Source organism: Rhodococcus sp. NPDC057014, assembly GCF_042673295.1.
GTDB lineage: Bacteria > Actinomycetota > Actinomycetes > Mycobacteriales > Mycobacteriaceae > Rhodococcus_F.
The window spans coordinates 69,318-87,628 of record NZ_JBHUSF010000001.1 but is presented as its reverse complement, the minus strand read 5'-3'; the positions used below and the strand labels follow the sequence as shown (position 1 = coordinate 87,628).

Genomic DNA, 18,311 nt, shown 5'->3' with positions numbered 1-18,311 from the left:
GCGGGCAGCACGACCTGGTGCGCGTCCTCGTCGCCGACCGGGAAGACCGTGCGCAGCGACTCGTGCCGCTCGACGACGTCCGCCCACGCCGCATTCAGCGCCGCCGCGTCGATCGAGCCGGTCAACCGCACCGCCAACGGCAGGTTGTACGCCGGGGAGGTCGGATCGAACTGGTTGACGAACCACATCCGCTGCTGGGCCAGCGACAGCGGGATGCGGTCGGGCCGCGGTCGGGCGACGAGCGCGGGACGCTGCTCCGCGGCCCCCGACGTCGCCTCGAGCAGCGCCGCGAGTTCCGCGACGGTCGGATTTTCGAAGCACTCCCGCACCGAGAGGTGCGCGCCGACCGCCGCCCGGAGGCGGGCCGTGAGCCTGGTCGCGCTGATCGAGTTTCCGCCGAGGTCGAAGAACGAGTCGGCGGACCCGACCCGTTCGGCACCGAGAACGTCGGCGAACACGCTCGCCACGACGGTCTCCATCGGCGTGCGCGGGGCCACGTATTCCACCGCGACGGTGGCGAACTCGGGCTCCGGCAGGGCCTTCCGGTCCAGCTTCCCGCTGGCACCGAGAGGAAAACTGTCCAGGACGACGATGCGTGCGGGCACCATGTACGCGGGCAGCACCTGCGCCGCCGCGTCCTGCACCGACTTCGTGTCGACGCGGGCGCCGGACCGCGGCACCACATAGGCGACGAGATTCTCGCCGGTCGACTCGCTTCGATGGATCGTCACCGCTGCCTGCGCCAAGGATTCGTGCGTCAGCAACGCGGCCTCGACCTCGCCGAGTTCGATCCGCAATCCACGCAGTTTGACCTGGAAGTCGCTGCGTCCGATGTATTCGAGGTTCCCGTCGGCGCGCCGGCGAACGACGTCGCCCGTGCGGTACATCCGCTGCCCGGACCCGCCGAACGGGTTGGCGACGAACCGATCGGAGGTCAGATCGCTCCGTCCGACGTATCCGCGGGCCAACTGCGTCCCCGCGAGGTACAGCTCGCCGGGAACCCCGACCGGCACCGGGCGAAGGCGTGAGTCCAGCACGTGGAGATCGGTGTTCCGCACCGCACTACCGATGGGCACGGTGCCGCGGACATCGCGGTCGACCTGCCCGGCGGTCGCGTGCACGGTGAATTCCGTCGGACCGTACAGGTTGTGCACTTCGGCGTCCGACAGTCCGCGGAACGCCTCGGCGGTGGCGGGCGGGAACGCCTCGCCCGCGACGAGCACGATTCGAAGGCTGAGAAGGTCGTGCCGTTCGGCCTCGCCGACGAACACCGACAGCATCGACGGCACGAACGAGGTCGCCGTGACGCCCTCGCGCGCGATCAACGCCGCGAGATACTCGGGGTCACCGTGACCGTCGGGCGTCGCGATCACCAGGCGGGCACCCGCGACGAGCGTGCCGAACAACTCCCAGACCGACACGTCGAACGTCGCCGGGGTCTTCTGCAGCACGACGTCGTGCGCGCCGAGTCCGTACTCGTCGACGATCCACGAGATCTGGTTCAGGACCGCCGCGTGGCTCACCGCGACGCCCTTCGGCCGACCCGTCGAACCGGACGTGTAGATGACGTAGGCGGGGTTCGACGGCCGGAGAGTCCCCCGGCGCTCCTCGTCGCGCAGCGGTTCGGCCGGCATGTCGACGGACAGCCGGTCGATCTCCACCACGTTGTGCCCGGCGGGAAGGTCGAGAGCATCTCGCGCAACCGTCAGGATGCAGAGCGGCGAGGCGCTGTCGAGCACGTAGGACGTGCGCTCGGCCGGATGGTCGGGGTCGAGCGGAACATACGCGCCACCCGCCTTCACGATCGCGTACATCGCGACCATCGAGTCGATCGACCGCCGGATCGCGAGCGCGACCCGGACCTCCGGCCCGACACCCATCTCGATCAGGGTTCGCGCGAGGGCGTTGACACGCTGGTCGAACTCGGCGTAGGTCAGCGACTCGTCGCCGGACACCAGGGCCACGGCGTCCGGCGTCCGCGCGACCTGCTCGTCGAACAGGCCGACGACGGTCTGCTCCTCCGCGTCGGTGGCGGAGGTCGCCGACGTCGCGTCGGCGATCACGCCGGCGAGGACACCGGCGAACGTGTCGGCGAAGCCTTCGCCCGACGATCCGTCGAGCAGTCCGGGCAGCAGGGTGGACAGGGCCACCGTGACCGCGGCCTCCGGGCCGACGCCCACGCCGGCGAGCGTGCGCGCGAGTTCCGCGGATTTGTCCCGCAACTGCACGTACGTGACATCGGTACCGTTGTGCGACAGCGCGATTCCGTCCGGGTTGATCGACGCGGCGCCGTCGAGGAGTTCGGGCAGCGACTTGGTGGCCGCCAGCTCCTGCGAGATCGAGTGCGACAACAGGGACTGTCCGCCCTCGTCCGGTACGGCGAGCCCGGCCTTCTCGTCCTCGGTCAGGATGTCGATGTCGCCGACGACGGCGTCCGCGTCGGCCGTGACGGCCTCCAGCACACGGACGAAACGATCGGCGAAACCGCGGACCGTGGCCTCGTCGAAGAGATCGGTGGCGTAGGAGAACCAGCCCCGCATGCCGTTCGCGACCGATTCCTCGTCGAACCGTTCCTCGACGGCGACACCGAGATCGGTCTTGCTCGTGGTGAGACCGCTCTCGAGGACCTCGACGGTCAGCCCGGCGAGTTCGAGCTTCGGCCGTTCGAGGTTCTGGAAGCTCAGCATCACCTGCGCGAGCGGTGCGTACGCGGCGGTGCGCGACGGCCGGAGCACCTCGACGATCTGCTCGAACGGCACATCGGCATTGGCGAAGGCGTTGAGATCGACCTCACGGGCCTGCGTGAGCAGCGTGCTGAAGCGGGCGTTCTGGTCGACGTCGGTGCGCAACACCAGAGTGTTGACGAACATCCCGACGAGGTCGTCGAGCGCGCGGTCACCGCGGCCCGCGACCGGCGTGCTGACCGAGATGTCGCTGGTGCTGCTCAGTCGTCCGAGCAGTACGGCGAGCGCGGTGTGCACCACCATGAACAGCGACGCCTGGTGGGTCTGCGCGAGTTCGTTCAGGGACCGGTGCACGTCCTGCCCGATCTCGAACTCGATCAGCCCGCCCTGCGGGTTGCGGACCGCCGGGCGCGGCCGGTCGGCCGGGAGGTCGAGGACCTCCGGCGCATCGCCGAGGGCGTGCGCCCAGTACGCGATCTGCTTGCCCGCGAGCGACTCCGGGTCGTCCTCGGAGCCGAGGAGAGTGCGCTGCCACAGGGCGAAGTCGGGGTACTGCACGGGCAGCGGCGAGAAGCCGGGCCCCTCCCCTTGCACGCGTGCGCCGTACGCGCCGAACAGGTCCCGCGCGAGCGGGGCCATCGACGAACCGTCCGCCGAGACGTGGTGGACGACGACCACGAGGACGTGGTCGCGTTCCCCGAGCGCGAACAGGGCGGCGCGCACCGGGACGTCGGCGGTGACGTCGAAACCTGCCGACGCCAGCTCGACGACCCGCTCCCGCAGTTCCTGCTCGCCGGCCACGCGGACCACGTCGAGTGCGGACTGCGTGTCGGACGCGGACAGGACGACCTGGTAGGGGCCGTCGACGGAATCCGGGTACACCGTGCGCAGCGATTCGTGCCTGGCCACGACGTCGGTGATCGCCGTCCGCAGCGCATCGACGTCCAGTGCGCCGGTGAGCCGGAGCGCCAGCGGGATGTTGTACTCGGCCGATTCGGGGTCGAATCGGTTGGCGTACCACATCCGCTGCTGCGCCAGCGACAGCGGCAGACGCTCCGGGCGCGGTCCGGCGGTGACGGGCGGACGGGCGCCGCCGTCCACGCCGAGCGCTTCCAGCCTGCGGGCCAGCTGCGCCACCGTGGGGGCCTCGAAGATCTCGCGGACCGGCGCGTCGATTCCGACGGCCTCGTTGATCCGCGCCATCACGCGGGTGGCGGCGAGCGAGTTGCCACCGAGGGTGAAGAAGGAGTCGTCGGCGCCGACCTGGTCGACACCGAGCACCTCCGCGAACACCGCGGCGACCCGCTGTTCGAGAGCGGTTCCCGCAGCACGGAACTCGCGGTCCTCCGCCAGGAACTCCGGCTCGGGCAGCGCCCGGCGGTCGAGTTTGCCGACGGGGGTGAGCGGGATCGCGTCGAGCGTCACGATCGTCGACGGCACCATGTACGTGGGAACGAACTCGCCCACGAAGTCCAGCACCGCGGTGACGTCCACCTCGGCGCCCGGCGCCGGCAGCACGTACGAGACGAGGACCGAATCCCCGGACGGCCCGGGCAGCACCGACGTCGTCGCGAAGTCGACGGCGGGATGCTTCGCCAGCACCGCGTCGATCTCGCCGAGTTCGATGCGGAACCCTCGGACCTTCACCTGCTGGTCCGAGCGGCCCACGTACTCGACGGTCAGCGCGCCGTCCGCGTCCTTCGTCCAGCGCACGACGTCGCCGGTGCGGTACATCCGGTCGCCCGGCTCACCGTACGGGTTCGCCACGAAGCGTCCCGCGGTCAGCGGCGTGCGCCGGTGGTAGCCACGGGCCAGTCCGAGGCCCGACAGATAGAGGTCACCTGCGATACCGACCGGGACGGGTCGGAGCCGATCGTCGAGGACCAGCGCGCTGGTGCCGCGGATCGGACCACCGATGGTGACCGGGCCGTCGGCGGCCATCGGGTCGCTGATGTTGGTCATGATCGTGGTCTCGGTGGGACCGTAGCCGTTGAACAGCGAACGTCCCGGCGCCCAGCGGGCCGCGAGTTCCGCCGGGACGGCCTCGCCGCCGGCGACGACGAACTGGAAGTCGTCCAGCCCGGACGGGTCCACGGAGGCCAGCGCCGACGGCGTGACGAAGCCGTGCGTGACACGGTGCTCGCGCAGGAAGTTCGCGAACTCGGGTCCGCCGTACACGTCGGTGGGGGCGATCACCATGGTGGCGCCGGCGCCGACCGCGAGCAGCAGCTCCAGAACGGACGCGTCGAAACTCGGCGACGCGAAGTGCAGCGTCCGCGAGTCGGTCGTCACCGAGTAGCGCTCACGCTGTTCGGCGGCGAAGTTGGCCAGACCCCGGTGCGTGACGACGACGCCCTTGGGCTGCCCGGTGGTGCCGGACGTGTAGATCACGTAGGCACTGTTGGCCGGCGCAACCGCCGTCCGGCGCTCCGCCTCCGCGACGGGAGCCGTGGAGTAGCGCGCCGAGGCGTCCACGAAGTCGTCGCTGTCGAGGATCAGCCAGTCGATGCCCTGCGGAAGCCTGCCGACCTCGGAGCTCACGGAAAGACCCAGTGCCACACCGGAATCGGTGACCATGTGGGCGATGCGCTCGTCCGGGTACCCGGGGTCGATCGGCACGTACGCGCCGCCGCTCTTGGCGACGGCCCAGATGCCGACGATGGACGGGATCGAGCGGGTGATGCCGAGCCCGACGAACGTTTCCGCGCCGACCCCGCGTTCGATCAGGATGCGCGCCAACCGGTTCGAGCGCTCGTCCAGTTCGCGGTAGGTGATGCTGTCGCCGCCCGAGACGATCGCGTCCCCGTCCGGGTTCGCGGCGACCGCAGCCTCGAGCAGTTCGACGAGCGTGGTGGGCGCGACGCCCTCGATACCGCGGACCGGTGTCAGTTCCTCGGTCTCCGCGGCGTCGAGAATGGGGATGTCCCCAACCGCGACGTCGGTTCCGCCGCCTGCGACGGCGGTGAGGATCCGCACGAAGCGGTCCGCGAATCCCTGCACGGTGGCCGCGTCGAAGATCTCGGTGGCGTACCCGAGAACACCGGTGATCCCGGTGGGCGCACCCTCGTCCGACCACAGTTCGCGCAGGTCGACGGTGAGGTCGAACTTGCTGAACTCGACGTCCACGGCACCGGGTGTCGCCTCGAGCCCGGCGAACTCGAGCGACGGGATGCCGTTGACCTGATGGGTCAGCACGACCTGGAACAGCGGCGAGTACGCCGTGGACCGGGTCGGATTCAGGGCGTCCACCAATTGCTCGAACGGAACGTCCTGGTTGCTGAATGCGGCGAGGTCCTGGGCGCGGACCTGCTCGAGCAGTTCGGCGAAGGAGGTTCCGGGCTCGACCTCGGTCCGCAGCACCAGCGTGTTGACGAACATGCCGACGAGGTTCTCGAGCGCCTCGTCGCCGCGACCGGCCACCGCGGCGCCGATGGCGATGTCGGTGCTCGAACTGAGCCGCGCCAGCAGCACTGACAGCGAGGCGTGCAGCACCATGAACAGAGACACGTTGTGCGCCCGCGCGACCTCGCCGAGACGACGGTGCACGTCCTCGTCGACGGAGAAGCCGACGGAGGCGCCTGCCATCGACCGCACCGTGGGGCGGGGACGGTCGGTGGGGAGAGCCAGGACGTCGGGGACACCCGCGAGGGTCTTCGACCAGAAGTCGATCTGCGCGGCGGCCAGGGAATCGGGGTCGTCCTCGGATCCGAGCACGTCCCGCTGCCACAGCGCGTAGTCGGCGTACTGGACGGGCAGCACGGGCCAGGCGGGCTCCGTGCCCTCCCGGTGGGCCGCGTACGCCGTCATGACGTCGCGGGCGAGCGGCAGCGTGGAGGCGCCGTCGGACGCGATGTGGTGCATGACGAGCACAAGGACGTGGTCGTTCGCGCCGAGCCGGAACAGGCGGGTCCGGACCGGGATCGTGTCGGTGACGTCGAAGCCGGTGGACCCGAACTCGAACATCCGGTCCCGCAGGTCCTCCTCGCGGACGTCGACCGGTTCGAGGGCGAGGTCGACGTCGGTGGCGGGCAGGATCACCTGGTGCGCACCGGAATCGGAGTCCGGGAACACGGTCCGCAGCACCTCGTGCCGCGCGAGAACGTCGGACAGCGCCGCGGCCAGGGCCTCGACGTCCAGTTCGCCGCGCAGCCGCACGGTGAGCGGAACGTTGTACGCGGGTGAGGACGGATCGAAACGGTTGAGGAACCACATCCGCTGCTGCGCGAGCGACAGCGGCAACGCCCGGGGCCGCGGTCCCGCGACCAGTGCGGGGCGGCGGGTGCCGTTGTGGGCCCGATCCTCGACGACCTTCGCGAGGGTCGCGACCGTGGGCGCCTCGAACAGGTCCCGGATCCCGACCTCGGTGCCGGTCGCCGAGGTGACGCGGGCAGCCACCCGGGTGGCGCTGAGCGAGTTGCCGCCCAGGTCGAAGAACGACTCGTCGACGCTCACCCGCGGAGCGGAGATCACGTCACCGAAGATGCCTGCGACGACTTCCTCGAGCGCCGTGCGCGGTGCGACGAATTCTGTGGTGCCGGTGGTGAACACCGGTTCCGGAAGAGCCTTGCGATCGACCTTGAGATTCGCGTTGAGCGGCATCTCGTCGAGGACCATCACCGTGTCCGGGATCATGTGCGACGGCAGCACGTCGCGCAGTGCGTCCACGGTCGCGTCGACGTCGAGTTCCGCGCCCGCGGTCGCGGTGACGTACGCGACGAGCCGGGGGCCCTGCTCGCTGTCGTGCACCACCACCACCGACTTCTGCACCGCGCAGTTCGCGGTGAGGGCGGCCTCGATCTCGCCGAGTTCGATCCGGAGACCGCGGATCTTGACCTGGAAGTCGCTGCGGCCCACGAACACGAGCCCACCGTGGTCGAGTTCGCGGACACGGTCGCCGGTCCGGTACATGCGGGCGCCGGGCCCCTCGAACGGGTTCGCCACGAACCGCGACGCGGTGGTGCCGAACATGTTGCCGTAACCGCGGGCCAGGACCTGGCCGCCGATGTACAGGTCACCGGTCACTCCCGGCGGCACGGGGCGCATCCGGCCGTCGAGCACGTGGTACCGGACACCGCGGAACGCGGTGCCGAACGGGACCGGCCACTTCTCGGCGTCCGCGGTGGAGAGGTCCAGTTCGTACGAGGAGCACGTGACCGAGGCCTCGGTCGGACCGTAATTGTTGAGCAGGCGCGAGTCCGTGCCGATCAGCGCCGTGCACGCCGCAGGCCGCAGCATCTCGCCGCCGAGGAGAATCACCTTCAGGTTGGGCAGGACACCCTCGGTGTCCAGTTCGGTGAGCACCTCGAACGCACTCGGCGCGAGGTTGGTGATCTGGACGTCGCCGGTGCCGATCATGCGGAGAATCGGTCCCGGATCGAAGCCGTCGTCGGCGAGGTGGAGCACGCCGCCGTACGCGAGTCCCACCCAGATGTTCTTCTGCGTCTGGTCGAACAGGGGGGAGTTCGCGATCAGCAGTCCGGTGCCGTCCTTCACCCGGAGGTCGCCCTGGTACGACTGGTAGTTGTTGGACAGACCCAGCATCGGGACCATCGTCGGCTTGGGCCGTCCGGTCGAGCCGGACGTCGAGATGACGTGCCCCAGGCGCTTGCCCGCGTGCTCGTCGGACCACGGGTCGTGCGGGAAATCGGTGTCGTCGAGTGAGGCGAGGTGACGCACCGTCTCGGGATCGTCGAGCACGATCGGATGGTCGAGCGCCGCGTTCCCGGTGGGTGCGCCGGTGAGCCCGCTCCAGGACCGGGTGGCCACCACGGCCCGCGTTCCGCTGTCTTCGACGAGTCCCGTGATCCGGTCGATCCCCCACTTCTGGTCGAACGGCGAGTACGCCGCGCCGACCTTCCATGCGGCGATCATCCCGATCACCCATTCCAGGGAACGGGGGATGACGAGCGCGACGACGTCGTCGGGGCGAACCCCGCGCGACACCAGTTCGCGGGCGAGCTGGTTGGCGCGACGGTTCACGTCACCGCGGGTGGTCGAGACACCCCCGGCGACGACGGCGGGAGCCTGCGGGTCGCGTTCGACCCACTCCTGCCATCGGGTGACGAAGAGTTCGAGCGGCCAGCCCTCCGTCTCCGCCTCGGGTGCGGCGACGATCTCCGGTGCGGGTGCCACGATCTCGATGTCACCGACCAGGGCGTGCGCGTCCGCGATGACCTGGTCGAGGATCGTGCCGAAGCCGTCCTTCCCGTCCTCCGACGGCGGAGCCATCATGATGGTGGGAACCAGACCGGACAGCACGACGGACACGATCGCGTCGGGGCCCATGCCCCGCTCGGACAGCGGAGCCGACATCAGGCGCAGGCGCTCGTCGAACTCGCGGTACGTCACCTGCATGCCGTCGTGGGCGACGGCCACGGCGTCGGGGGCGACGTCGACCGCAGCAGCCAGAAGCTGCGGAAGCTCGCGAACCGTCATCGTGCGGGCAGGTCGCGCTTGGCTCAACTTTGCTCTCTCGTGTTCGGTGAGAATGTCGATGTCGCCTACAGCGACACCAGGATCGGTGACGACGGCCTCGAGGATCCTGACGAACCGTTCCGCGATACGTTCGGCGGTGCCGCGCTCGAACAGGTCGGTGGCGAACGTGAACCGCCCGCCCAGACCCGCGGGCCGACCCGACTCGTCGGCCTTCTCGGTGATCGTCAACGTGAGGTCGTACTTGGCGCCCTGCGCCATGTCGTCGATCACGCGCACGGTCAGCCCGGGCAGCTCGAGCGCGTCCATCCGGTTGTTCTGGAACGACAGCATCACCTGGAACAGCGGCGAATAGGCCGCCGAGCGCCGGATCCGCAGCGCCTCCACGATCTTCTCGAACGGCACGTCGGAATTGCCGAATGCCGCCAGGTCACCCTCGCGGACCCGGTCGACGAGACCGGAGAACGAATCTCCCGGCCGCACGTGGGTCCGCAGGACGAGGGTGTTGACGAACATGCCGACCAGGTCGTCGAGCGCCTGGTCGCCGCGTGCGGCGAGCGGGGTGCCGACGGTGATGTCGTCGCTGTTGCTCAGCCGCGACAGCAGCGTCGTCAGCGCCGCGTGCGTCACCATGAAGAGGGACGCTCCGTGGTTCTTGCCGACCGCTTCGAGCCCGCGCCGCAACTCCGGGGTGATCGCGAAGTCGATCGAGTCGCCCAGCATCGACTGCCTGGCCGGGCGTACGTGGTCCAGCGGCAGGTCGATCAGCTCGGGCGCCCCGGCGAGGGTGTCCGCCCAGTGGGCGATCTGCTTGCCCGCGAGCGACTGCGTGTCAGCGGGGTCGCCGAGGACGTCGCGCTGCCAGAGCGCGAAGTCGGGGTACTGCACCGGCAGCGGCTGCCACAGCGGGGCCGCGCCCGCGGTGCGCGCGCTGTAGGCGACCATGACGTCCCGCGCGAGCGGCGCCATCGACGCACCGTCGGCGCAGATGTGGTGCACCACGAGGACGAGCAGGAACTCGCTCTCGCTCGTGGCGAACAGCCGGATCCGCAGCGGGGGCGCGACCGTGACGTCGAATCCCTCGGTGGCGAATTCGGTGAGGGCCGTGGGGAGTTCGGCCTCGGGCACCGGCACGGGCATGAGGTCGAACGGAACCTGGGCGACGTCGACGACCTGCTGGTACGGCCCGTCGGCGGAGTCCGGGAACACCGTCCGCAGCGACTCGTGCCGTGCGAGTACGTCGGAGACGGCCGACGACATCGCGTCGATGTCGAGTGCACCGGACAGGCGAACGGCGAGCGGGATGTTGTACGCCGAGGACGCCGTGTCGAACCGGTTCATCAGCCACATGCTCTGCTGCGCCATCGACAGCGGAACCCGTTCGGGGCGCGGCCGCGCGACGAGCGCCGGGCGGTCCGAGCCGGTGCCTGCCTGCTCGGCGACCTTGACGGCGAGCCGTTCCACGGTCGGCGCCTCGAACAACTCCCGCACGCCCAGACGGGTGCCTGCGGCGGCGTTGAGCCGCGCGACCGCCTTCGTCGCGACGAGCGAGTTGCCACCGAGGTCGAAGAACGACTCGGCGACGCTGATCTTCGGAAGCCCGAGCACGTCCGCGAGGACACCGGCGACCAGTTCCTCGGTGGGTGTGCGCGGCTCGACCATCTCGCCCTGCAGGGCGTCGAAATCGGGCTCGGGCAGAGCCTTCCGATCGAGTTTGCCTGCGGTGGTGAGCGGGATCTCGTCGAGAACGACGATCGCGCTCGGGACCATGTGCGCCGGCAGCGTGTCGCCGACGAAGTGCGTCACCTCGGCGACGTCGACCGTGGCGCCCGCGGTGGGCAGCACGTACGACACCAGCGCGGTCGATCCCGACGGCAGCGACGTGCCGAGGGTGGCCGCGAATTCCAGGTTCGGGTGCGCCACCAGTGCCGCGTCGATCTCGCCGAGTTCGATGCGGAAGCCGCGGACCTTCACCTGGAAGTCGCTGCGGCCCACGTACTCCACCCCGTAACCGGCGCGGTGCCCGGGGTCGACGACGAACCGGACGATGTCGCCCGTGCGGTACATCCGGCTGCCGTTCTCACCGAACGGGTTCGCGACGAATCGTTCGGAGGTGAGGCCGAGACGGTCGTGGTAGCCGCGGGCGAGACCGGGGCCCGCGATGTACAACTCCCCTGCCACGCCGACGGGTACCGGGCGCAGGAGTGCGTCGAGAACGTAGACGGTGACCGCGCAGACGGGGCCACCGATCTCGATCCGGTTCCCGGGCACCAGCATGTTGCTGACGTTGCTCATGACGGTGGCCTCGGTGGGACCGTAGCCGTTGTACATCCGGCGGCCCGGCGCCCAGCGTTCCACCAGTTCCGGCGGGCACGCCTCGCCGCCGACGACGACGACCTCGAGCCGGTCGAGTCCGGCCGGCTCCACCGACGCGAGCGCGGCGGGCGTGACGAAGGCGTGGGTGACGTCGTTGTCCGCGAGGAAGTGTCGCAGTTCCTCCCCGCCGTACAGGTCGGCGGGGGCCACGACCATCGTCGCGCCGCAACCGAACGCGAGCAGCAGCTCGAGGACGGACGCGTCGAAACTCGGGGACGCGAAGTGCAGTGTTCGCGCCGACGGGCTCACCCCGTAGTGGGTGCGCTGTTCGGCGGAGAAGTTGGCCAGACCCGTGTGGGTGACGACGACGCCCTTGGGCAGACCTGTGGTGCCGGACGTGTAGATCATGTAGGCCGCGTGCTCGAGCCGGACCGACGTGGTCCGCTCGGCATCCGTCACCGGCTCCGGCGACTTCGCCGCGCACAGCGACTCGCACTCGGACGAGTCCAGCGCGAGCCAGTCGACGCCCGACGGAAGGTCGTCCCGCTGAGCGGACACGGTGAGGCCGAGGATCGCGCCGGAGTCGGCGACCATGTGTGCGATGCGCTCGGACGGGTAGCGGGGGTCGACGGGCACGAACATGCCGCCGGCCTTGGCCACGGCCCACGTTCCGATCACCGAGTGCCGCGAGCGCGTCATCCCGAGTGCCACGGACGTTTCCGGTCCGACTCCGCGGTCGATGAGCACGCGTGCGAGCCGGCTGGAGCGGGCGTCGAGTTCCGCGTAGGTCATCGACTCGCCGTCCGCGACGAGCGCGGTCCGCTCGCCGTTCTCCGCCGCGGTCGCGGCGAGGATCTCCGGCAGCGTCAGTGGTGCGGCGGCGTCGGTGCCGTGCGCCGCCAGCAGCGACGCCCGCTCGTCGGGCGCGAGGATGTCGATGTCGGCGACGCGTGTGTCGACGTCCCCGGCCAGTGCACCGAGCACCCGGACGACCCGCGCCATGATCTCCTCGACCTCGGCGGCCTCGAACAGCTCGGGAAGGAACTTGGCGGTCAGGTGCAGCCGCGGGTCGGTCATCGCGACGATCGCCAGCGGGTAGTGCGTGGCGTCGTTCGACGTCACGTCGAGAACGCGGAGTCCCTCGATGTCGCTGTTCTTCGTGAGGGCTTCACGGTCGAGCGGGTAGGACTCGTAGACCATCAGGGTGTCGAACAGCGCTCCGAGGCCGAGCCCCTGCTGGATGTCGGTGAGCCCGACGTGATGGTGGTCGAGCAACTCGGTCTGCTCGTGCTGGATGCGGTCGAGCAGGGTGCGCACGACGTCGCCTGCCCGTACGCGGACCCGCACCGGCAGGGTGTTGATGAAGAGCCCGAGCATCGACTCGATGCCGGGCACCTGCGGCGGACGGCCCGAGACGGTGGTGCCGAACACCACGTCGTCCCGTCCGGTCAGCCTGCCCAGCACGATTCCCCACGCGGCCTGGACGAGCGTGTTCATGGTGACGCCGAGTTCGCGCGAGCGGGCGGTCATGTCGGCGAGCAGGTCGTCCGGCAGATCGATGACGAGTTCACCGGGGGTGAGCGCCGGTGCGGTCTCCGTGTGCGCAGGCGCGAGGAGGGTGGGTTCCTCGACACCGCCGAGGGCCTTCGCCCACGCGTCCACCGACACCTGCGGATCCTGTGCCGACAGCCACTCGAGGTAGCTGCGGTACGGACGCGGCTGCGGCAGCGCGAGCGCGTCGCCGTCCACCGCGTACAGGGTCAGCAGATCCTGGATGAGGATCGGCAGCGACCAGCCGTCCAGCAGGATGTGGTGGTTGGTGACGGCGAACCGGTAGCGGTCCGCACCCTCCTCGACCAGCAGGAATCGCACCAGCGGCGGGGCCGTCATGTCGAACCGGTCCGTGCGGTTCGCGAGCATCAGCGCATCGAGTTCGGCGTCCCGGTCGTGCTCGGACGCGGCCGAGAGGTCGACGTGCGTCCACGGCACGTCCACCCGGTCGACGACCACCTGCATGCCGGTGCCGTCGTCGCCCGCGACGAAGGCGGTGCGCAGGTTGGGGTGCCGGGCGACGAGCGATTCCGCGGCGCGGCGGAGCCGGCCGGTGTCGACGGATCCGCCCAGGTCCATGACCAGCTGGGTGGTGTACACGTCGGTGGTGGCACCGGCCAGCGACGCGTGGAACAGCAGGCCCACCTGCAGCGGGGCCAGCGACCAGACGTCGGCGAGCGCGGGGTAGTCGCTCTCGAGGGTGTCGATCCGGCTCTGGCTCAGGCGAACGAGGTCGAGGTCCGACGGCGTCCGGCCGCCGGCGTCGGGACGCTTCGTGTGCTCGACGAGCCCTTCGAGCGCGCGCGTCCACAGGCCGGTGAGTTCCCCCACCTCGGTGTCCGTGAGGACGCCCTGCGGGAAGTCGACGGTGGCCGAAAGTCGTTGTTCGCCTTCGACGTCCACGATCATCGCGTTGATGTCGAGGGCGAAGTGCACCGGCATCTCGCTGTTGCGGGTGCCGGTCAGCTCCATCGTGTCGGTGTCCGGGACCCAGCCCGCCGCCCGGAACGCGGCGGGAATCTCGCCGACCGACACGCGGCCCAGATAGTTGAAGCTGATCTGGGGGCTCGGCAGCGCCGCGAGGACCGCGCGGGTCTCGGCGTTGAGGTACCGCAGCATGCCGTAGCCGATGCCGTGCTCGGGTACGCGCGCGAGTTGTTCCTTCACCGACTTGACGGCCTGACCTGCCGCCGCCCCGCCGGCGAGGGCGTCGTGGACGTCGACGCCGGGCGCCGACAACCGGACCGGGAACATGCTGGTGAACCAGCCCACCGTGCGGGACAGGTCGGCGCCGGGCAGCACCGTCTCCTCGCGGCCGTGGCCTTCGAGGTGCACGAGCGTGGAGGACTCGGTGATGCCGCGTTCCGCACGCCACGCCGCGACGGCGACCGCGAGGGCGGTGAGAAGTCCGTCGTTCACGCCGCCGTGGAAGGCGCGCGGCACATCGGTCAGCAGACCGTCGGTGACGTCGGCCGAGACTTCCAGGCGGACCCGGCCGGTGGTGGAGACCGTGTCGCGGCCGTCGAGGGCCCGTGAACCGATCAGCGGGTCCGCACCGTCGAGGGTGGTGCGCCAGTAGTCGAGTTCGCGCACGCGCCGGGCACTGCGCGCGTTGTCGGCGAGGCCGTGCGCCCAGCGGCGGACCGAGGTTCCGACGGCCGGGAGCAGCGGGTCGGCCCCGGCGGCGATCTGCCCCCAGGCGGACGCGAAGTCGGGCACCAGCACTCGCCAGGAGACGCCGTCCACCGCGAGGTGGTGGATCACCACGAGCAGGCGTCCCGTCCGCGGGGCGCTCTCTGCCTCCGCGGTGTCGCCGTCCGCGTCGTCGCGAGGGGCGGGTTCGGCGGAGTCCTCGGCGGGCGCGAACCAGACGAACCGCACCACACTGCCGGTCGCCGGGTTCAGCCTGTCCACGGTGCGCTCGAGGGCGTGCGCTGCCAGCGCCTCGAACGTGCCGGTGCCGGGACCGTCGGTGAACTCGACGCGATCGACGAGGCGGTCGACGTCGACCGAGCCGATCGGAGCGACCTCCAGCGACCACCCGGCCGGAGAGTCGTTGCGCCGCAACGACGAACGCAGGGCGTCGTGGCGATCGACGACGGCCGCCAGCGTGCGCACCAGGCGCTCACGCTCCACCTTCGGCGGCAGCGCGAGGAGAATGGACTGGGAGAACCGGTGGAAGTCGCCGCCCAGCTCCGTCATCCAGTGCACGACCGGTGTGAGCGGCATCGTGCCGATTCCGGCACCCGGCAGTTCCTCGAGAACGTGCACCGTCGCCGAATCGGATGCGGATTTCGCGACCTCGGCGAGCGAGGCAACGGTCTTGCGTTCGAAGACGTCCCGGGCGGTGAACAGGACGCCGGCTTCCTTCGCGCGGGACACCAGCTGGATCGAGACGATGCTGTCGCCGCCGAGCGCGAAGAACGAGTCGCCGACACTGACGCGCGGCAGACCGAGGACCTCGGCGAACAGGCCGGCGATCGACTCCTCCATGGTGCTGCGGGGCGCCACGTACTCGCTGGACTCCGCCGCGAACGTGGGTTCGGGCAGCGCCTTCCGGTCGAGCTTGCCGCTCGCGCCGACCGGCATCTCGGCGAGCACCATGACGGCGTCGGGAACCATGTACGAGGGCACCGCGCGGCCGACGTGGACCGTCAGATCGTCGACGTCCACCGCGGAACCGGGCTCGGGAACGACGTAACCGACGAGCCGCTGCCCGAGGGAACTGTCGTGCACGACCACGACCGACTGCGCCACATGAGGATACGAGGACATCGCCGACTCGATCTCGCCCAGCTCGATCCGCAGGCCGCGCACCTTCACCTGGAAGTCGGTACGGCCGAGGTACTCGATGCTGCCGTCGACGCGCCACTTGACGAGGTCGCCGGTGCGGTACAGGCGGGTCCCCGCGGCGCCGAAAGGATTGGCCACGAAGCGTTCCGCCGTCAGCTCCGGCCTGCCCTCGTAGCCGCGGGCCACCTGGGCGCCCGCGAGATAGAGCTCTCCCGCGGATCCGATGGGTGCGGGCCGGAGGTGACCGTCGAGCACGTACGCCTCGGTGTTCCACACCGGAGTACCGATGGGGATCGTGTGGGCGGACTCCCGGTCCACCTCGCCGGCGGTGGCGTGCACGGTGAACTCGGTGGGGCCGTACAGGTTGTGCAACTCGGCGCCGGACTTCGCCCGGAACGCTGCTGCGACCGCAGGCGGAAACGCTTCTCCCGCAACGAGAACGACGCGCAGGCTGACGAGTTGTTCGCGGTCGGCCTCGGAGACGAACACCGACAGCATCGACGGGACGAACGACGTCGCCGTGACGTTCTCGCGCGCGATCACGTCGGCGAGGTAGGCGGGATCGCGATGCCCCTCGGGCGCGGCGATCACCACGCGCGCCCCGGAGGCGAGTGCGGCGAACAGTTCCCAGACCGACACGTCGAACGTCGTCGGCGTCTTCTGCAGCACGACATCGTTCGCGTCGAGGCCGTAGCGCGACGCGATCCACGTGACCTGGTTCAGGACGGCAGCGTGGCTCACCGCCACGCCCTTCGGTCGCCCGGTGGAGCCGGACGTGTAGATGACGTACGCCGGGTTGGCGGCCCGAAGGCCGGCAGTCCGCTCCTCGTCGCGGATCGGGCCCGCCGGGATGCCGCTCGCATCCACGGCGTCGATCTGCACGACGTCGTGATCGGCGGGGAAGACGAGACCGTCCCGCGCGACCGTGAGGATGCACAGCGGGCGCGCGCTCTCCAGCACGTATGCGGTGCGCTCGGCGGGATGGTCGGGGTCGAGGGGCACGTATGCGGCGCCTGCCTTGACGACGGCGTACATCGCGACCATGGAGTCGAGCGAGCGGCGGATCGCGAGGGCGACCTTGGTCTCCGGACCCACGCCCCGGCCGATCAGTGTCCGGGCGAGGCGGTTCACCCGCGCGTCGAACTCGGCGTAGGTGAGCTCCTCGCCCTCGAAGACGAGTGCCGTCGCGTCGGGCGTGCGCGCGACCTGGGCGTCGAACAGGTCGACGACGGTGCCCGCAGGCGGGGCCACGACGTCGCCGTTCCACCGCGTCACGACCTGCTCGTATTCCTCACCGCTCATCGTGGCCAGGTCGGACACCGAGGCGTCGTCGCCGGCGCCGAGGAAGCGCTCGAAGAAGTCGAAGAAGCGGCTGTGGTGACGGTCCAGTTCGTCCGCCGAGTACAGGTTGGGGTTGGCCTCGAAGTCGATGTGGATCTTGCTGCCTGCCACACCCTGGTAGATGTTGAGCGAGAGGTCCTCGACCGGCCCGGTGGTGAGGACGTTCTGGTGCCCGGTGACCGTTCCCAGCTTGATCTCGCTGTGGAACATCATGATGTTGATCGAGGGCCCGAAGAATCCGCGCTGTCCCTGGGGCGCGCCGGCGTCGCGGCGGATGTCCTCGTGCCGGTAGCGCTGGCGGCGCAGGGCTCCGGTGAGTTCGATCTGCACGCTCTTGACCAGCTCGGGGACGGTCATCTCCGGGGTGATCTGGAGGCGGAGCGGAACGATGTTGGACACCATTCCGCCGGAACGCCGCAACGTGGCGGTGGTGCGGGCCGACACCGGCAGGCTGAGAACGACGTCCGTTCGGTCGGTCATGTGGGCCAGGTACGCGGCGAACGCGGCCACCACGATGGGCGCCGAACTGGCGTTGCTGCCGCCCAGTGCCTCGTCGAGAAGGGTGGCGGTGGACTCGGGCAGTGCTTCGGAGGAGAGCCGGGCGAACTTGCCGACCATCGCGGCACGACCGGCCAGGCTCGGCGCCTCGGGCAGGTGCGCGGTGCGTTCGGCCCAGTATTCGCGATCCTTCGCGAAGCGGTCGGAATTGCGGTATCGCTGCTCGTCCTCGACGATCCGGACCAGGTCCTCGGCGCGGCAGGCCGGCGGCTCGGCGCCCTCGACGAGTGCGGTGTAGATCTCGGCGATGCGCGCGATCAGCGCCATCGCGCCGAAGCCGTCGAGCGCGATGTGGTGAATGCGGCAGAACCAGAAGTAGTGGTTCTCGCCGACGTGGAGCAGGTAGACCACGACGAGGCGGTCCTCGAGGAGGTCGACCGGGGCGCTGTAGTTGGCCCGCATCCACTTCTCGGCAGCGTCGACGGAATCGTCCTCGCCTCGCAGGTCGACGTAGGTGATGGCGTCGTCGAGGGACTTGTCGACGTACTGGTGCGGCATCCCCTCGATCTCGACGAGCCGGAGGAAGCCGGAGCCGAACTCCCGGCCGGTGCGGACGGTGGCCTCGGTCAGGAGGTCGAGGTCGATGTCGCCGCGAAGCTCGATGTACTGGGCGATAGTGAGGGGAACGTCGCCCAT

The 18,311-nt window shown here is 70.1% G+C and carries 1 protein-coding gene (only partly in view); it reads right to left on the bottom strand.

The genetic code is table 11. From position 1 onward, the window contains the following. On the bottom strand, positions 1-18,311 hold the 5' portion of the coding sequence (locus ACFTZB_RS00305) for a non-ribosomal peptide synthase/polyketide synthase (RefSeq protein WP_378429592.1). Its footprint begins 15,406 nt before the window's first position; 18,311 of the gene's 33,717 nt are visible here — the first part of the coding sequence; the start codon lies at positions 18,309-18,311; the stop codon falls past the left edge of the window.